This window comes from Phytobacter sp. MRY16-398, assembly GCF_003925915.1.
In the GTDB taxonomy this organism is placed as follows: Bacteria; Pseudomonadota; Gammaproteobacteria; order Enterobacterales; family Enterobacteriaceae; genus Phytobacter; species Phytobacter diazotrophicus.
Genome location: NZ_AP018756.1, coordinates 5531225 through 5547690, shown reverse-complemented (window position 1 = coordinate 5547690; position 16466 = coordinate 5531225). Strand labels below are relative to the sequence as shown.

The window sequence follows — 16466 nt, the reverse complement described above, 5'->3', positions numbered from 1 at the left end:
GCCACCGGGGAAACAACGCCTGCGATTACTCGAACAAATTATGATGCAGCTTCTGCACCACCTGCTCAGCTTCGGCGCCCGGCACCAGGAAACACAGATTGTGGCTGGACGCGCCGTAGCAAATCATGCGGATATTGAACGGGTCCAGCACGCCGAAGACCTCTTTGCCAACACCGCAGGCTTTCGACAGGTCATTACCAATTATCGCTATCAGCGCGAGGTTCTCTTCCACTTCCACACGACAGAGTGACGAAAGCTCGGTCAGCAGACCCTGCGTGAGCAACGTATCGCCGGTTGACGTGGACCCGGTGGTATCCAGCGTCAGCGCCACGCTCACCTCCGAGGTGGTGATCAGGTCAACCGAAATGCTGTGGCGCGCCAGAATGCCGAACACCTCCGCCAGGAAGCCACGGGAGTGCAGCATATTCAGGCTGTGTAGTGTCAACAATGTCTGCCTGCGACGTAACGCCAGCGCGCGGAACAGCGGCGGGTTACTGGTTTTGTTGCACACCAGTGTACCGCCGGCTTTGGGATCTTTGCTGGAGCCGACAAACACCGGGATATCGCTACGAACGGCAGGCAGCAAGGTTGCCGGGTGCAGAACTTTCGCGCCGAATGTCGCCATCTCAGCCGCTTCTTCAAAGGCAATTTCGTCAATGCGTTTGGCGGCAGGCACTACGCGCGGGTCGGTGGTGTAAATGCCGGGGACATCGGTCCAGATATCAACGCGGGTCGCATGCAGCGCTTCGCCGAGCAGCGCGGCGGTGTAGTCACTACCGCCACGTCCCAGCGTGGTGGTGCGGCCTTTCGCTTCACTACCAATAAAGCCCTGCGTAATAACGATGGTGTCGGCCAGGCGCGGAGCAAGCTGCTGGGTCGCCAGTTCTGACAGGGCTGCCACATCGGGCTCGGCGCGGCCAAAGCGATCGTTCGTACGCATCACTTTACGCACGTCAAACCACTGCGCCTGCACATTGCGTTCACGCAGAATTTCAACAAACAACAGGGTGGACATCAGTTCGCCGTGGCTGACCAGCTCATCGGTCAATGCATTAGAGGTCGCCAGCGAAGCGGCTTCTGCCAGAGTGGTGATATTTTCCAGCAGACGTTCGATCTCTTCGCGAATAACGTTTGGATTCGCCAGACGCTCCAGAATATCGAACTGAATTTTGCGAATCGCATCGAGCTTAACGAAACGCTCGCTAGCCTCAAGCCCTTCGGCAAGCGCGACCAGCAAATTGGTAATACCGGCAGAGGCGGAAAGCACGACCAGACGTACGCTCGCATCGGAAAGGACCACGTCCGCACTGTGGTTCATTGCATCAAAATTTGCCACGCTGGTACCGCCGAATTTGGCGACGACGAGCGGGGAAACGGAGTGACTCATTGTTATAACCTCGTGTCAGGGAAGCCTGGCGTGTGACGTCAGACAAAATTATTCAGCCATGGCACAAGGGAAGAGCGAAAAGGGGTAGGCGCAGAGCAAAAGACAACTACGATTACACCCAGAAGTGCTCCACCACTTGTGAAACGCCCGACTGCGAACGTTTCTGGTGACAACTCAAGGGATTCAGCCCCTGTAGCCGATGATGAATGCCGCCATGCACTTCACCACCTCGGCGTTACTCCCCCTCAGGTGTTTTCTTTAGATTGGCTCTTCCAACACCGTACCTGGGTAACGCGCCTCTTCTGGCCCGCGCACGCGCGGGTAGCGCCCTAATAAATAAAGGCTAGCGGCACCGCTGTCAATGCTACGATTATGCGGATTTTTCATGCAGACGAATCGATTAGAAAAACGTCTTATGTTAGACATATTTATCGCGTAAAAAAGGCTGTTTTAGCAGCGCTGCTGGACAGCGACACAAAAACCATCACAATTTTCATTCGCAGGCGCTACAATCGACCGCAGTCACAATTCTCAAATCAGAAGAGTATTGCTAATGAAAAACATCAACCCAAAGCAGACCGCTGCCTGGCAGGCATTACAGAAACACTTCGATGAAATGAAAGACGTTACTATCGCGGATCTGTTCGCGAAAGATGCCGATCGTTTCTCTAAATTCTCCGCGACCTTCGATGACTTAATGCTGGTGGATTTCTCCAAAAACCGCATCACCGAAGAGACCCTGAGCAAACTGCAGGATCTGGCCAAAGAGACCGCTCTGGCAGATGCTATCAAATCCATGTTCTCCGGTGAGAAAATCAACCGTACCGAAGATCGCGCCGTGCTGCATGTGGCGTTGCGTAACCGTAGCAATACCCCAATTATTGTTGACGGCAAAGATGTGATGCCGGAAGTCAACGCGGTGCTCGAAAAAATGAAAGCGTTCTCTGAGGCGATCATTTCAGGTAGCTGGAAAGGCTACACCGGCAAAGCGATTACTGACGTGGTGAACATCGGTATCGGCGGTTCCGACCTCGGCCCGTTCATGGTGACCGAAGCACTGCGCCCGTACAAAAACCATCTGAACATGCACTTCGTTTCTAACGTCGATGGTACCCACATCGCCGAAGTGCTCAAGAAAGTAAACCCGGAAACCACACTGTTCCTGGTAGCGTCTAAAACCTTCACCACTCAGGAAACCATGACCAACGCCCACAGCGCGCGCGACTGGTTCCTGAAAACCGCGGGCGATAACAAACACGTGGCAAAACACTTTGCCGCGCTCTCCACCAACGGCAAAGCGGTTGGCGAGTTTGGTATCGACACGGCGAACATGTTCGAGTTCTGGGACTGGGTTGGCGGCCGTTACTCTCTGTGGTCGGCGATTGGCCTGTCCATCATTCTGTCCGTTGGTTTCGACAACTTTGTTGAGCTGCTCTCCGGCGCGCACGCAATGGACAAACACTTCTCCACCACGCCGGCTGAGAAAAACCTGCCGGTGCTGCTGGCGCTGATCGGTATCTGGTACAACAACTTCTTTGGTGCGGAAACCGAAGCGATTCTGCCGTACGACCAGTACATGCACCGCTTTGCCGCTTACTTCCAGCAGGGCAATATGGAATCCAACGGTAAATACGTTGACCGTAACGGCAACGCGGTGGATTACCAGACGGGCCCCATCATCTGGGGTGAGCCGGGTACTAACGGCCAGCACGCGTTCTATCAACTGATTCACCAGGGCACCAAAATGGTTCCTTGCGACTTTATCGCTCCGGCGATTACCCACAACCCGCTGTCGGATCACCATCCGAAACTGCTGTCTAACTTCTTCGCCCAGACCGAAGCACTGGCGTTCGGGAAATCCCGCGACGTGGTTGAGCAGGAATATGCGGACCAGGGTAAAGATCCGAAGTCGCTGGAACACGTGGTGCCGTTCAAAGTGTTCGAAGGCAACCGTCCGACCAACTCCATCCTGCTGCGCGAAATTACTCCGTTCAGCCTGGGCGCGTTGATCGCACTGTACGAGCACAAAATCTTTACTCAGGGCGCGATCCTCAACATCTTCACCTTCGACCAATGGGGCGTTGAGCTTGGCAAACAGCTTGCTAACCGTATCCTGCCTGAACTCGGTGATGATAAAGAAGTCAGCAGCCATGACAGTTCCACGAATGGCCTGATTAATCTTTATAAAGCCTGGCGTTAATATCGTTCATCGGTAAGGATGAGCGAAATATGCAAATTAAAATGCCGACATAACGTCGGCATTTTATTATCGGATAATTCTTGTTGTTCCGGCGTCGACATAATTCTTCATTATGAGGTTATTCTGAAAAAACAGAATATCCGGTTAATTCCTCAGTGTTATTTTCAGATGTTACGTATACTTCCAGGTTGTTTCTGTAATTGTAAATAAATGAAATATAATGATTTTATATTAAATTAATATCGGCAGTTTATCATTTTTATCCAATTTTCTTAAAACTTCCCGCTGCGTTTCCCATTCGACAAATAGCCTGCTTTAGTTGTGTATACTCGTTCTCGCCTGTTTATTTTCAGGCAAATCTCCATTCATTCAATGAAGGGAAATTGATATGAAAAAAGCACTGTATGGCATTTTTGCCATTACCGCGCTTGCGGCGAGTTCTGCTTTTGCGGCACCGATTGAAGTCGGTGACGCGGCAGGGTCGGCAGCGACGACAGTTTCTGCGGGTAGCTCCTCAGCAACCAGCGTCAGCACCGTAAGTTCCGCGGTAGGTGTTGCCCTTGCGGCAACCGGTGGCGGTGATGGTTCCAATACCGGAACCACGACCACCACGACCACCAGTACTCAATAACGGCGAGTACTTTAATCATAACCACACTTCGGTGTGGTTATTTCGTCCCCCTCTGGAGAAGAGTCGTGAAGCGACCCGCGATCATCCTGATTTGCCTGCTGATTCAGGCCTGTTCATCCACCACGAAAGGGCTGGGCTATTCGCTCTGGAATAGCGTGTTTGGCACGCCGGGCGTCCAGTTAACCGATGACGAAATCCAAAATATGCCCTACGCCAGCCAGTATGTGCGGCTCAATGGCGGGCCGCAGCTCTTCGTTGTGCTCGCCTTCTCAGAAGACGGGCTGCAGAAATGGGCAACGCAGGATCAGGCCATTTTCGTTACACAGCATTATCGCATTGTGAAAACTCTGACCAACGGCGACAACCTGCTGGAGGTGAATAACCTGGCGGCAGACCCGTTAGCCAACCCGAATCAAATTATCGATGGCGCGAGCTGGACCCGCACGATGGGCTGGACGGAGCACAAACAGGTGCGTTACGCGACGGCGCGCTCAGTCTTCCACTGGAATGGCTCTGACTCGGTCACGCTGGGCAGCGAATCCACGCATGTGCGCATTCTTGATGAAGAGATTACGACGGACCAGACCCACTGGCGCAACCGTTACTGGGTGGATGAAGACGGATTAATTCGTCAGTCGGAACAGTACTTGGGGGCGAACTGGTTCCCGGTCAGAACCATGCTTATCAAGGCGGCGAAATCATGAGGCTCTTATCCGCGACCGCGCTGTTACTCTGTTTCGCCTCTTCACTGGCGCAGGCCGCTGGCAACGTCAATGTCTACCTGGCAGGCGACAGTAAACCCAAGGTACTCACCAACGCAGCACGTCTGATTGATGTCGTGGGGCAGCCTCGTCTGGCACAAAGCTGGTGGCCGGGGGCGGTCATCAGCGAGCGGCAGGCCACGGCTCTTGAAGAGCAGCGCCAGCAGGCATTACTTGGCCGCCTTAGCGCGTTGGCCGCCGAGGAAGAGGGCGACGATGCGGCAGCGATAAACAGTATGCGTCGCCAGGTTCAGGCGCTGCGTGTGACGGGGCGGCAATTGATCAATCTCGACCCGGATTATGTGCGAATTAAAACGCGTGCTAACCCTCCGCTGGAGGGCGAATACAGCTTATGGGTCGGACCCCAGCCTGCGACTGTCACCGTGCTGGGGCTGGTAAGCCAGCCGGGTAAAAAGCCCTTTACGCCAGGACGTGACGTGGTGAGTTACCTCGATGAGATGAGTTTGCTGAGCGGGGCGGAAAAAAGCGACGCCTGGTTGATTTATCCCAATGGCCGCACAGAGAAAGTGCCGGTGGCGTACTGGAACCGACGCCATATTGAACCTATGCCGGGCAGCGTGATTTTTGTCGGCTTCGCTCCGGCGTTATGGGGCGATCGCTACGAAGTGCTGAACGCTGACATTCTTCGCTTACTGACGCATCGGATACCGGAAGAATAATGAAAAAATCGTTTGTCATCAGTGTCCTGGCGCTAAGTGTGAGTGCCGCCTGCCAGGCTGATACGTATCCGGCACCTGTTGGGCCCTCGCAATCGGATTTTGGTGGCGTAGGTCTGCTGCAAACTCCCACGGCCCGTATGGCGCCTGCGGGGGAGATCAGTCTTAACTATCGCGACAACGACCAGTACCGCTACTATTCAGGCTCGATGCAGCTTTTCCCGTGGCTGGAAACCACACTGCGTTATACCGATGTGCGTACCCGGAAATACAGCAGCGTGGAGGCCTTCTCCGGTGAGCAGACGTATAAAGATAAAGCCTTCGACCTGAAAGTGCGTTTATGGGAAGAGGGATACTGGCTGCCGCAGGTGGCGGTTGGCGCGCGCGATATCGGTGGTACTGGCCTGTTTGACGGTGAGTATGTTGTGGCGAACAAAGCCTGGGGACCCTTTGATTTCTCGCTTGGGCTTGGCTGGGGATATCTGGGTACCTCTGGCAATATCAAAAACCCGCTGTGTACCTATAAGCAAACATTCTGCTATCGCGATAACAGCTATAACCAGGCGGGCTCTGTGGATGCCAGCCAGATGTTTCACGGCCCGACCGCGCTTTTCGGCGGGGTGGAATACCAGACGCCGTGGCAGCCGCTGCGTCTGAAACTGGAATATGAAGGCAATAACTATCAGCAGGACTTTGCCGGTAAGCTACCGCAAAAGAGCAAGTTTAACGTCGGCGCGATTTATCGGGTGACGGACTGGGCCGACGTGAACCTGAGCTATGAGCGTGGGAATACTGTGATGTTCGGTTTTACCCTGCGTAATAACTTCAATGAGTTGCGTCCGAATTACAACGATAACTCACGTCCGAAGTATCAGCCACAGCCCCAGGATGCCATTCTGCAGCACTCTGTCGTGGCCAATCAATTGACCTTGTTGAAGTACAACGCTGGGTTTGCCAATCCACAAATTCAGGTGAAGGGCGACACGCTCTACGTGACCGGGGAACAGGTGAAATACCGTGACTCCCAGGAAGGCGTGGTGCGCGCAAATCGTATCATCATGAACGATTTACCGGAGGGTATCCGCACGATCCGCGTGACGGAAAACCGTCTGAATATGCCGCAGGTGACCACCGAAACCGATGTTGCCAGTCTGCAACGTCATCTTGAAGGTGAGCCACTGGGCCAGGAAACGCAGCTCGTGCAACAGCGTGTTGAACCGATTGTGCCGGATAAGCCGGAACAGGGCTGGTATATCGAGAAATCGAGCTTTGATTTCCACATCGACCCGGTATTAAACCAGTCTGTTGGGGGGCCGGAAAGTTTCTACATGTACCAGCTTGGGGCGATGGCGACCGCCGACTGGTGGCTGAGCGATCACCTGCTGACAACCGGCAGCCTGTTCGCCAACATTGCCAACAACTACGACAAATTTAACTACACCGATCCGCCGCGAGACTCGAAACTGCCGCGTGTGCGCACCCGCGTGCGTGAGTATGTGCAAAACGATATCTACGTGAACAACCTGCAGGCCAACTACTTCCAGTATATGGGTAACAATTTCTATGGCCAGGTGTACGCCGGTTATCTGGAGACGATGTACGGTGGTGCGGGGGCAGAGGTGCTGTGGCGTCCGGTTGACAGCAACTGGGCCTTTGGTATTGACGCCAACTACGTGAAACAGCGTGACTGGCGTAGCGCGCAGGATATGATGAAGTTTACGGATTATAGCGTTAAAACCGGGCACTTAACGGCCTACTGGACACCCCCGTTCGCCCAGGATGTGCTGATCAAAGCGAGCGTCGGGCAATATCTGGCGGGTGATAAAGGCGGCACTCTGGAAGTGGCTAAACATTTCGACAGCGGGGTGGTTGTTGGGACCTATGCCACTATCACCAACGTGTCGCCGAAAGAGTACGGGGAGGGGGATTTCACCAAAGGGGTGTATGTGTCTATTCCAATGGATCTCTTCACCTCCGGTGCTACCCGCAGCCGTGCGGCCGTGGGCTGGACGCCACTGACGCGTGATGGCGGACAGATGCTGGGACGTAAGTTCGATCTTTACAGTATGACCAGCGATAAGAGTTTGAATTTCCGCTAATTCCCGGATGCGGCGCTGCGCTTGCCGGGGCTACTGGGTGTGTAGCACCGGCAAGCGCAGCGCCGCCGGGGGTCTACAAGCGCCGCAACAGCTTCGCCGGATTACCCGCGTAAACCCCTTTCTCAGTAATCGATTTGGTGACTACGCTGCCCGCACCAATCACCACGCCATCGCAAATGGTCACTGCCAGAATGGTGGCGCCGCTGCCAATCGACACATCATTACCCACCACGATCTTTCCCCAGCTATCCCTGTCCGGGTTGGGTCTGCCTTCACGAAACATATCGTTGGCGAACATCACGCCATGACCAATAAAACAGCGCTCGCCAATGGTCACATATTCGCAGATAAAACTGTGAGACTGGACTTTGCTGCCCGCACCGATTTTCGTATGCCCCTGGATTTCGACAAAAGGTCCGATGAAAACGTCTTCTGCCAGTTCGCAGTCATACAGATTCACCGGGTCATAGATCACCACATTTTCACCGCAAACCACGTTACGGATAGCGGCCTGCCGCATCTTCGCACCCATCCCATCTCCTTAAATGACTTTGCCCAGAATATGCAGCGTGCTCTGCTGCGAGGCGGTACTGAACACGGTATCCCGCACATGTTCAAAGCCCTGGCGTTCATAGAATCGACGGGCCTGCGGGTTGGCATCCAACACTTCCAGCCACAGGAAGCGTTCGCCATGTTCCCGCGCGCGACGCGTTACCTCCTGGATAACACCTTCCCCATAACCTTTACCGGTCGCCTGCGGCAGAAAATAGAGTTTATGCAGTAGCGTTCCTGACGGGCCCTGGGGGCTGGCGGCAGCATGCCAACTGAATTTGGCAAAGCCGACCGGGATACCATCGCTGGCAGCAATCAGCCAGCAGCACCCCTCGTCCTGCAGACTCTGCTGTAAAACGGGCAGTGCGTATTCTTGCGCGAGAAAATTCGCCAGTTCATCTTTGTTCTGCCACAAATGGGCGAAATGATGGGTGTAGCTGGCATATGCCATATCGTGGAGCAGTTCAGCATCGTTAACCTGTGCCTGACAGATTGTAAGCATTATGTTTTTTACTCCCTGTTGCTGTGCTTGCAGGGCGATATGTCACCACGATACAGCACAAAATATAAGCAAAAAATCTAGATCTGGATCACATTTTTGCGTTATACAGAAAGCTCGCCACTGAGAATGAGGTGCCGGTATGACAATGCCATCGCTAACTGTTCGTCCACGCGTTGAGTTTATCTCCACCGTTCTCCAGACCGTGTTGAATCTGGGTTTGCTGAGTCTTGGCCTGATTCTGGTTGTCTTTCTGGGTAAGGAGACGCTGCATCTGGCGGATGTCCTTTTCGCGCCTGAACAAACCAGCAAGTATGCGCTGGTGGAAGGACTGGTGGTCTACTTTCTTTACTTTGAATTTATCGCGCTGATTGTGAAGTACTTTCAGTCCGGTTTTCACTTCCCGCTTCGTTATTTTATCTACATTGGGATCACCGCGATTGTGCGGCTGATCATCGTCGATCATAAATCGCCAATGGACGTGCTGATCTACTCTGGCGCGATCCTGCTTCTCGTGATCACCTTGTGGTTGTGTAACTCTAAACGTCTGAAACGTGAATAAAAAAATGGCGCTCCGGGGAGCGCCTAACAACAGTCACAAGTTAACTCGCCATATATCGGTTTGCAGGGGGGGGTGGCGGCCTCGTTTACCCCCGTCACCTACGTTGGGTAAGTTACCGGGGATGCTCTCTCTTGCCGCCTTCCTGCAACCCGAATTATTTAGAGTTCGGGTCAATATTCCAATGAGGACTACAGTGGCATATATACTCGTCATACTTCACGTTGCAGATGCGTTGGCTACACTCGTTCACCCCGGTCATTTACTCCACTAAGCTACCGGGGACTCTCTCATTTGCCGCTTTCCTGCCACGCGAATTATTTAGAGTATGACGATGAAAATTAACCTTTCACACCGCCTGCGGTGAGGCCGTTAACCAGCCAACGCTGCGCAAGCAGGAAGACAACCGTAATCGGTATTGCTGACAGCACCGCAGCGGCTGCAAAGTCGCCCCACAGATAGTTTTGCGGGTTGAGGTATTGCTGCATGCCAACGGCCAGGGTGTAGCTGTTGACATCGCGCAGTAGCAACGAGGCTACTGGCACTTCGGTGATCGCGGCGATAAACGACAGAATGAACACGACCGCCAGAATCGGTACTGACAACGGCAACAGCACCAGACGGAATGCCTGCCACGGCGTTGCGCCATCCAGCGCTGCCGCTTCCTCCAGCGAGTTGTCGATCGTTTCGAAATAACCTTTAATCGTCCAGACGTGCAGGGCGATGCCGCCCATATAGGCGAAAATAACCCCGCCGTGCGTGTTCAGGCCGATAAACGGAATGTACTGGCCCAGACGGTCAAACAAGGCATACAGAGCCACCAGCGACAGCACCGCCGGGAACATCTGGAAAATCAGCATCCCTTTCAACAGCGTCGCTTTGCCAGAAAAGCGCATACGGGCAAAGGCATACGCACAGGTAGTTGAGAGCGCCACTACACCGATGGCGGTAATCGCTGCGATCTTGATGGAGTTCCACAACCACAGCAGCACCGGGAAGGGGGGCGGCGTCACACGGCCATCGGCGTGCTCCACGCTAAAGCCCAGCGCCAGTTTCCAGTGTTCCCACGAGATGCTTTCCGGAATCAGGCTCCCGGTGGCGAAGTTGCCTTCACGCAGAGAGATGGTGATCACCATCAGCAGCGGGAACATAATTGCGGCGATAAATACCAGCAATAACAAATGGGTAACGAATAACCTTAATTTTTGCGATTTCGCCTGGACCATTGCCATAATCATCGCCCTCCTTAATCAAATTTCATGCGTGTGGCTTTCAGATTGATGATGGCAAGCGCGCCAACCAGCAAGAAAATCAGCGTGGCGATAGCGGCCGCGAGGCCAAAATCTTGCCCACCGCCACCCTCAAAGGCAATGCGGTAGGTGTAGCTGACCAGCAGGTCGGTATAGCCCGCAGGCGTGGTGGTGCCGATACGGTCCGGGCCACCGTTGGTCAACAACTGAATCAACACGAAGTTATTAAAGTTAAAGGCGAAACTGGCGATCATCAGCGGCGTGAGCGGCTTGATCAGCAGCGGGAAGGTGATGCGGAAGAAATTCTGGAACGGCCCGGCGCCATCCATTGCCGAGGCTTCATACAAATCGTCCGGAATCGCTTTCAGCAGCCCCATGCACAGAATCATCATGTACGGATAACCGAGCCATGTGTTGACGATGATGATCATCGAACGTGCTGTGGTCGGGTCGCTAAACCACGCCGGTTTGATACCAAACAGCGCACTCAGCATCATGTTGATCTCACCGAAGCTCTGGTTAAACAGCCCCTTAAAGATCAGAATGGAAATAAAGGACGGCACGGCGTAAGGCAGAATCAGCAGGACGCGGTAGATGGCCTTGCCTTTCAGCGATTCCCACTGCACCAGACAGGCCAGTACCATGCCGACGGCGACGGTCAACACGACGGTTAACAGCGAGAAGACCACCGTCCAGACGAAAATCTCAATAAACGGTTTCTGGATACCTTCATCGGTAAAGACGCGCATGAAGTTATCCCAGCCAATGGTCACGGTGTAGCCTGGGCTGAGTTTTTCATCGCCCCAACTGTTATCAGCGTTAATAGCCTGATAGAAACCGAGAGTGTTATTGGGACGGTATTTCACACCGCTCTGCTTGTTGGTGAGCGTGCCATCTTCCGCCATGCTGTACAGCGGCGTGGTACCAGAGAACTGACGCAGTGAGCTCATCACAACATTGCTGTTATCTGGCAATACGGCGGTAAGCTGGTTAAGCGCGGTGCGGTTTTGCGTGACGTCACGCAGGGTGCCACGTTCGCCCGCAGGCAGGGTATCCGTCTCTTTTAAGACGATTTTTTGCTCGCTACCGAGTTTAAAGGTGTCAGAAAGGTAGTTTTTACCGCTTTCACCGTCGGTCAGCGCCAGTCGCCAGCTTCCCTCAGCCGGGAAAAGCGCAAAGTTATAGGTTTTGCCCGCCTGATAAGAGCGGTCCATCAGCACCTGCTGCGCGCGTTCTTGCGTGAGCTGGTGGGTGCTGCTGTAGTTCGTGAACGCAATGGCGATGGTACAAATCAAGGGAAACAGGACAAACAGCCCCATCCCGGCAAGGCCTGGATAGACATAGCGCCAGGCGTAGGTTTTACGGTTCGCAAAAATGTACAGGCCAGCCGAGCTTAAAATCAGCGTCGTGATGGCGAAAAGATATTCCCCTTGTGCATACATTAAAACTACAAGGTACCCCACCAGTAAGCCCAGCAGACCTATCACTGACCATTTCAGCGCGTCACTTTGCCACCAGTGCTTCTTTTTAATGACATCCATGGGGGAGTTTCCTCTTTACACTTCATCCTTCGCGTTGCCTCTTTGTTGGCTGCGGATGCGCACCCCAGTCACTTACTTTTGTAAGCTCCTGGGGATTTGCATCCTTGCCGCCTCGATGCAACACGAATGATTTCGTGTAAACAACGTATTTAACAATCCTTACTTCCTGAGAAATAAGGGACTACAGTCTTACTTAGTAATACGACCCTGTGCGTCTTTCAGCGCGGCATCGACGGTCTGACGACCACTCACTGCGTTGATCACGGCGGTGCGGGTGGCGTACCAGAAGGCGGCCATCTGCGGAATGTTCGGCATGATTTCGCCTTTCTGGGCGTTATCCATTGTTGCCGCGATACGTGGATCTTTCGCTAACTGGTCCTGGAAGGATTTCAGTGCTACCGCGCCGAGTGGTTTGTCTTTATTCACTTCATCCAGACCCTGATCGGTCAGCAGGTAGTTTTCCAGAAACTCTTTTGCCAGTTCTTTATTCGGGCTGGCGGCGTTAATACCGGCACTCAGCACACCAACGAACGGTTTGGACGCTTTGCCTTTAAAGGTGGGCAAAGAGGTCACGCCGTAGTTGATTTTGCTCTTATCAATGTTGCCCCACGCCCACGGACCGTTAATGGTCAGCGCAGTTTCGCCTTTGTTAAACGCGGCTTCGGCGATGGAGTAATCCGTATCCGCATTCATATGTTTGTCTTTGATGAGCTTAACCAGGAAGCTCAGACCCGCTTTCGCGCCAGCGCTGTCCACGCCAACGTCTTTCACGTCATATTTGCCGTTTTCAAACTTGAAGGCGTAACCGCCGTCAGCGGCAATCAGCGGCCAGGTGAAGTACGGCTCTTGCAGGTTGAACATCAGCGCGCTCTTACCTTTCGCTTTCAGCTCTTTATCCAGCGCCGGGATCTCTTCCCAGGTTTTTGGCGGGTTCGGCACGAGATCTTTGTTGTAAATCAGTGAGAGGGACTCCACGGCGACCGGGTAGGCGATCAGCTTGCCGTTATAACGCACTGCATCCCAGGTGAACGGGAATAACTTGTCCTGGAAGGCTTTATCCGGGGTCACTTCCGCCAGCAGGCCAGACTGTGCGTAGCCGCCAAAACGGTCATGAGCCCAGAAAATAATGTCCGGGCCATCGCCGGTCGCTGCAACTTGCGGGAATTTCTCTTCCAGCTTGTCCGGGTGCTCAACGGTGACCTTAATACCGGTATCTTTCTCGAATTTTTTACCCACTTCGGCCAGGCCGTTATAGCCTTTGTCGCCGTTGATCCAGATAACCAGCTTACCTTCTTCAATCTTTGCGAGGGCAGAAGCGGAGAACATCATCGTCGTCAGTGCGGACAATGCGAGGATGCGTGCGCTTGTTTTGAATTTCATATATCCCGTCCTTTAGGTGATGTGCTCGTGGATATGTTTGGTGGTCTAACGGGGTGTAGTCTCCTTTGTTGGCAAGCGCTTCTCATCCTCCTTACCCCTACGCCCCTGGGTGGATTTGTGTGATCTCTGTTACATAAAGTTTCTTTATGTGTGTCAGCGCACATAAAAACACACCGATTTTTGCCGTCTGCGTCACGAAAATCGCCTCAGCCCCCGGCAACGCGGGGCAGACTCGTCCCTCTCATCCTCCCGTCTCCTCCCCCATAAAAAAGCGAGGGGGTGGAGGATTCGCCAGCGTTATCAATAGCCCATAGTCAGCCCATCTTGAATGTTTCTGTAAGTGACAGGTTGTAACGAAGGGAGAGGGGCATGGCGAGCGTACAGCTGCGGAATGTAACGAAAGCCTGGGGCGATGTGGTGGTGTCAAAAGACATCAATCTCGACATCCACGAAGGAGAATTCGTGGTGTTTGTCGGTCCGTCAGGCTGTGGGAAGTCGACGCTGCTGCGCATGATTGCGGGTCTGGAAACCATTACCAGCGGCGATTTGTTTATTGGCGATGCTCGTATGAACGATATCCCACCCGCCGAGCGCGGCGTGGGCATGGTGTTTCAGTCTTATGCACTTTATCCGCACCTTTCTGTGGCGGAGAACATGTCATTCGGCTTAAAGCTGGCTGGGGCGAAAAAAGAGGTCATCAACCAGCGGGTCACCCAGGTCGCAGAAGTCCTGCAACTGGCGCATTTGCTGGAGCGTAAACCGAAAGCCTTGTCTGGCGGTCAGCGTCAGCGCGTGGCAATTGGTCGTACGCTGGTGGCAGAACCGCGCGTTTTCCTGCTGGATGAACCGCTTTCCAACCTCGATGCCGCGCTGCGTGTGCAGATGCGTATTGAGATTTCGCGTCTGCATAAGCGCCTCGGCCGCACGATGATTTACGTCACCCACGATCAGGTAGAAGCGATGACGCTCGCTGACAAAATCGTGGTGCTGGACGCCGGTCGCGTCGCGCAGGTGGGTAAACCGCTTGAGCTTTACCACTATCCGTCAGACCGCTTTGTCGCCGGGTTTATTGGTTCGCCAAAAATGAATTTCCTGCCGGTGAAGGTAACGGCCACCGCCATTGAACAAGTCCAGGTCGAGCTGCCTAACCGCCAGCGGGTCTGGCTGCCTGTCGACAGCGCCAATGTGCAGGTCGGCAGCAATATGTCACTCGGTATTCGTCCTGAACACCTGCTGCCAAGCGACATCGCTGATGTCACCCTGGAAGGCGAAGTTCAGGTCGTCGAACAGCTAGGCCACGAAACGCAAATTCACATCCAGATCCCCGCCATCCGTCAAAACCTGGTCTACCGCCAGAATGACGTGGTGTTGGTAGAAGAGGGGGCCACATTCGCTATCGGCTTGCCGCCAGAGCGCTGCCATCTGTTCCGCGAGGATGGTACGGCCTGTCGTCGGTTGCATAAAGAGCCGGGCGTTTAAGGTCTCCCATTAAAAAAGCAAAACGCCAAACCGTTCGCGGTTGCAGCCAACGAAGAGGCAGCCCGAGAGGTGAGGTGTTTAAAGAAAAGCAATGATCTCAGGAGATAGAATGATGACTACTCTGCGCAAAGTTCCACTGGCAATCGCCATCGCCGCGGGCATTTTGTCTGCCCAGGCGGGCGCTGTCGATTTTAAAGGCTATGCCCGTTCGGGTATTGGCTGGACCGGTAGCGGCGGCGAGCAGCAGTGCTTCCAGGCCACCGGTGCTCAAAGTAAGTATCGTCTTGGTAACGAATGCGAAACCTACGCCGAACTGAAACTGGGCCAGGAAGTATGGAAAGAAGGCGACAAGAGCTTCTACTTCGATACCAACGTAGCCTACTCCGTTGCCCAACGTAATGACTGGGAAGCGACCAGCCCTGCGTTCCGTGAAGCCAACGTTCAGGGTAAAAACCTGATCGACGCGCTGCCGGGCTCCACCATCTGGGCAGGTAAACGCTTCTATCAACGTCATGACGTTCACATGATCGACTTCTACTACTGGGATATCTCTGGTCCTGGTGCCGGTCTTGAAAACGTTGATGTTGGTTTCGGTAAACTCTCTTTAGCGGCAACCCGTTCGTCTGAAGCGGGTGGTTCCGGTACTTTCGCTGACCGTGACTCGCTTGGCAATCGCGTGTACGACAACCTGGTGCCGAACGACGTCTTCGACGTGCGTTTAGCGCAAATGGCTGTCAACCCTGGCGGTACGCTGGAGTTCGGTGTGGATTACGGCCACACCAACCTGCCGGACAAATATGACCTGGCGCCGGGCGCATCGAAAGATGGCTGGATGTTCACCGCTGAACATACCCAGAGCATGATGAAAGGTTACAACAAGTTTGTACTGCAGTACGCAACAGACTCCATGACCTCTAACGGTAAAGGTATTCCGCAGGGCGGCAGCATCAACAACAACGGTTCACTGTGGCGCGTGCTTGATCACGGGGCAATCAACCTCGCTGACAAGTGGGACCTGATGTATGTCGGTATGTACCAGGACATCAACCGTGACGACAACAACGGTACCAAGTGGTGGACCGTGGGCGTACGTCCTATGTACAAATGGACACCGATCATGAGCACCCTGCTGGAGCTGGGTTATGACAACGTCAAATCCCAGCGCACCAGCGACACCAACAACCAGTACAAAATCACCCTGGCCCAACAGTGGCAGGCTGGCGACAGCATCTGGTCTCGTCCGGCAATTCGTCTTTTCGCAACCTACGCGAAGTGGGATGAGAAATGGGGCTATGCCAACAGCGATTCCGGTACTGGTTACACCTCTGGCGTAGCGTATCGCGATACTTCCGCGAAAACCTTCAGCCGTGGTGATAACGACGAGTGGAGCTTCGGCGCCCAGATGGAAATCTGGTGGTAATCCTCACCACCTGACGTACCGAAACAAGAGG

The 16466-nt window shown here is 53.9% G+C and carries 14 protein-coding genes and 1 riboswitch; of the genes, 8 read left to right on the top strand and 6 right to left on the bottom strand.

Annotated elements, in window-relative coordinates; all coding sequences use genetic code 11:
- Window positions 1-25: 25 nt before the first annotated feature.
- The gene (gene lysC, locus MRY16398_RS27170) at window positions 26-1387 is read right to left on the bottom strand and encodes a lysine-sensitive aspartokinase 3 (RefSeq protein WP_071194369.1); all 1362 of its coding nucleotides are present in this window, start codon (window positions 1385-1387) and stop codon (window positions 26-28) included.
- Between the two features lie 114 nt (window positions 1388-1501).
- A riboswitch (Lysine riboswitch) is annotated at window positions 1502-1697 on the bottom strand.
- 243 nt (window positions 1698-1940) lie between these two features.
- Between lysC and pgi the strand changes: the two genes are divergently transcribed.
- The 5 genes from pgi to MRY16398_RS27145 all read left to right on the top strand — a co-directional run bounded on the left by pgi (window position 1941) and on the right by MRY16398_RS27145 (window position 7755).
- Window positions 1941-3587, top strand: coding sequence for a glucose-6-phosphate isomerase (gene pgi / locus MRY16398_RS27165; RefSeq protein WP_039077930.1), 1647 nt, complete (start codon window positions 1941-1943; stop codon window positions 3585-3587).
- Window positions 3588-3975: 388 nt separating this feature from the next.
- The gene (gene yjbE / locus MRY16398_RS27160; protein ID WP_039077929.1) at window positions 3976-4218 is read left to right on the top strand and encodes an exopolysaccharide production protein YjbE; all 243 of its coding nucleotides are present in this window, start codon (window positions 3976-3978) and stop codon (window positions 4216-4218) included.
- A gap of 65 nt (window positions 4219-4283) precedes the next feature.
- The gene (locus tag MRY16398_RS27155) at window positions 4284-4922 is read left to right on the top strand and encodes a YjbF family lipoprotein (RefSeq protein WP_039077928.1); all 639 of its coding nucleotides are present in this window, start codon (window positions 4284-4286) and stop codon (window positions 4920-4922) included.
- Complete coding sequence (locus tag MRY16398_RS27150) at window positions 4919-5659, top strand: capsule biosynthesis GfcC D2 domain-containing protein (protein ID WP_125125544.1); 741 nt, start codon at window positions 4919-4921, stop codon at window positions 5657-5659. Before MRY16398_RS27155 ends, MRY16398_RS27150 begins: the two co-directional genes overlap by 4 nt.
- Window positions 5659-7755, top strand: a complete 2097-nt coding sequence (locus MRY16398_RS27145; protein ID WP_125125543.1) for a YjbH domain-containing protein — start codon at window positions 5659-5661, stop codon at window positions 7753-7755. Before MRY16398_RS27150 ends, MRY16398_RS27145 begins: the two co-directional genes overlap by 1 nt.
- Before the next feature lie 73 nt (window positions 7756-7828).
- Here MRY16398_RS27145 and MRY16398_RS27140 read toward each other — a convergent pair whose 3' ends face one another.
- Together MRY16398_RS27140 and MRY16398_RS27135 are read right to left on the bottom strand one after the other, a co-directional pair.
- Window positions 7829-8275: an acyltransferase gene (locus tag MRY16398_RS27140; protein WP_172600720.1), complete on the bottom strand. Its 447-nt coding sequence runs from the start codon at window positions 8273-8275 to the stop codon at window positions 7829-7831.
- Window positions 8276-8296: 21 nt separating this feature from the next.
- Window positions 8297-8809 (bottom strand): GNAT family N-acetyltransferase, encoded by a 513-nt coding sequence (locus tag MRY16398_RS27135; RefSeq protein WP_107224273.1) that lies wholly within the window; start codon window positions 8807-8809, stop codon window positions 8297-8299.
- 145 nt (window positions 8810-8954) lie between these two features.
- Between MRY16398_RS27135 and psiE the strand changes: the two genes are divergently transcribed.
- Window positions 8955-9368, top strand: a complete 414-nt coding sequence (gene psiE / locus MRY16398_RS27130) for a phosphate-starvation-inducible protein PsiE (protein WP_039077938.1) — start codon at window positions 8955-8957, stop codon at window positions 9366-9368.
- Between the two features lie 338 nt (window positions 9369-9706).
- Here the strand turns inward: psiE and malG are convergent, their stop codons facing one another.
- The 3 genes from malG to malE form a co-directional block, all read right to left on the bottom strand.
- Complete coding sequence (gene malG / locus MRY16398_RS27125) at window positions 9707-10597, bottom strand: maltose ABC transporter permease MalG (RefSeq protein ID WP_125125541.1); 891 nt, start codon at window positions 10595-10597, stop codon at window positions 9707-9709.
- A 14-nt stretch (window positions 10598-10611) separates the two neighbouring features.
- Window positions 10612-12156: a maltose ABC transporter permease MalF gene (malF, locus tag MRY16398_RS27120; RefSeq protein WP_110295215.1), complete on the bottom strand. Its 1545-nt coding sequence runs from the start codon at window positions 12154-12156 to the stop codon at window positions 10612-10614.
- Window positions 12157-12345: 189 nt separating this feature from the next.
- The gene (malE, locus tag MRY16398_RS27115) at window positions 12346-13536 is read right to left on the bottom strand and encodes a maltose/maltodextrin ABC transporter substrate-binding protein MalE (RefSeq protein WP_125125540.1); all 1191 of its coding nucleotides are present in this window, start codon (window positions 13534-13536) and stop codon (window positions 12346-12348) included.
- A gap of 369 nt (window positions 13537-13905) precedes the next feature.
- Here malE and malK point away from each other — a divergent pair, with 369 nt between their 5' ends.
- Together malK and MRY16398_RS27105 are read left to right on the top strand one after the other, a co-directional pair.
- Window positions 13906-15015 carry a maltose/maltodextrin ABC transporter ATP-binding protein MalK gene (gene malK, locus MRY16398_RS27110; RefSeq protein WP_039077921.1) on the top strand — a complete coding sequence of 370 codons (1110 nt, stop codon included), beginning with the start codon at window positions 13906-13908 and terminating at the stop codon, window positions 15013-15015.
- A gap of 109 nt (window positions 15016-15124) precedes the next feature.
- On the top strand, window positions 15125-16435 hold the full coding sequence (locus tag MRY16398_RS27105; RefSeq protein ID WP_125125539.1) for a maltoporin: 1311 nt from the start codon (window positions 15125-15127) through the stop codon (window positions 16433-16435).
- Window positions 16436-16466: the final 31 nt, after the last annotated feature.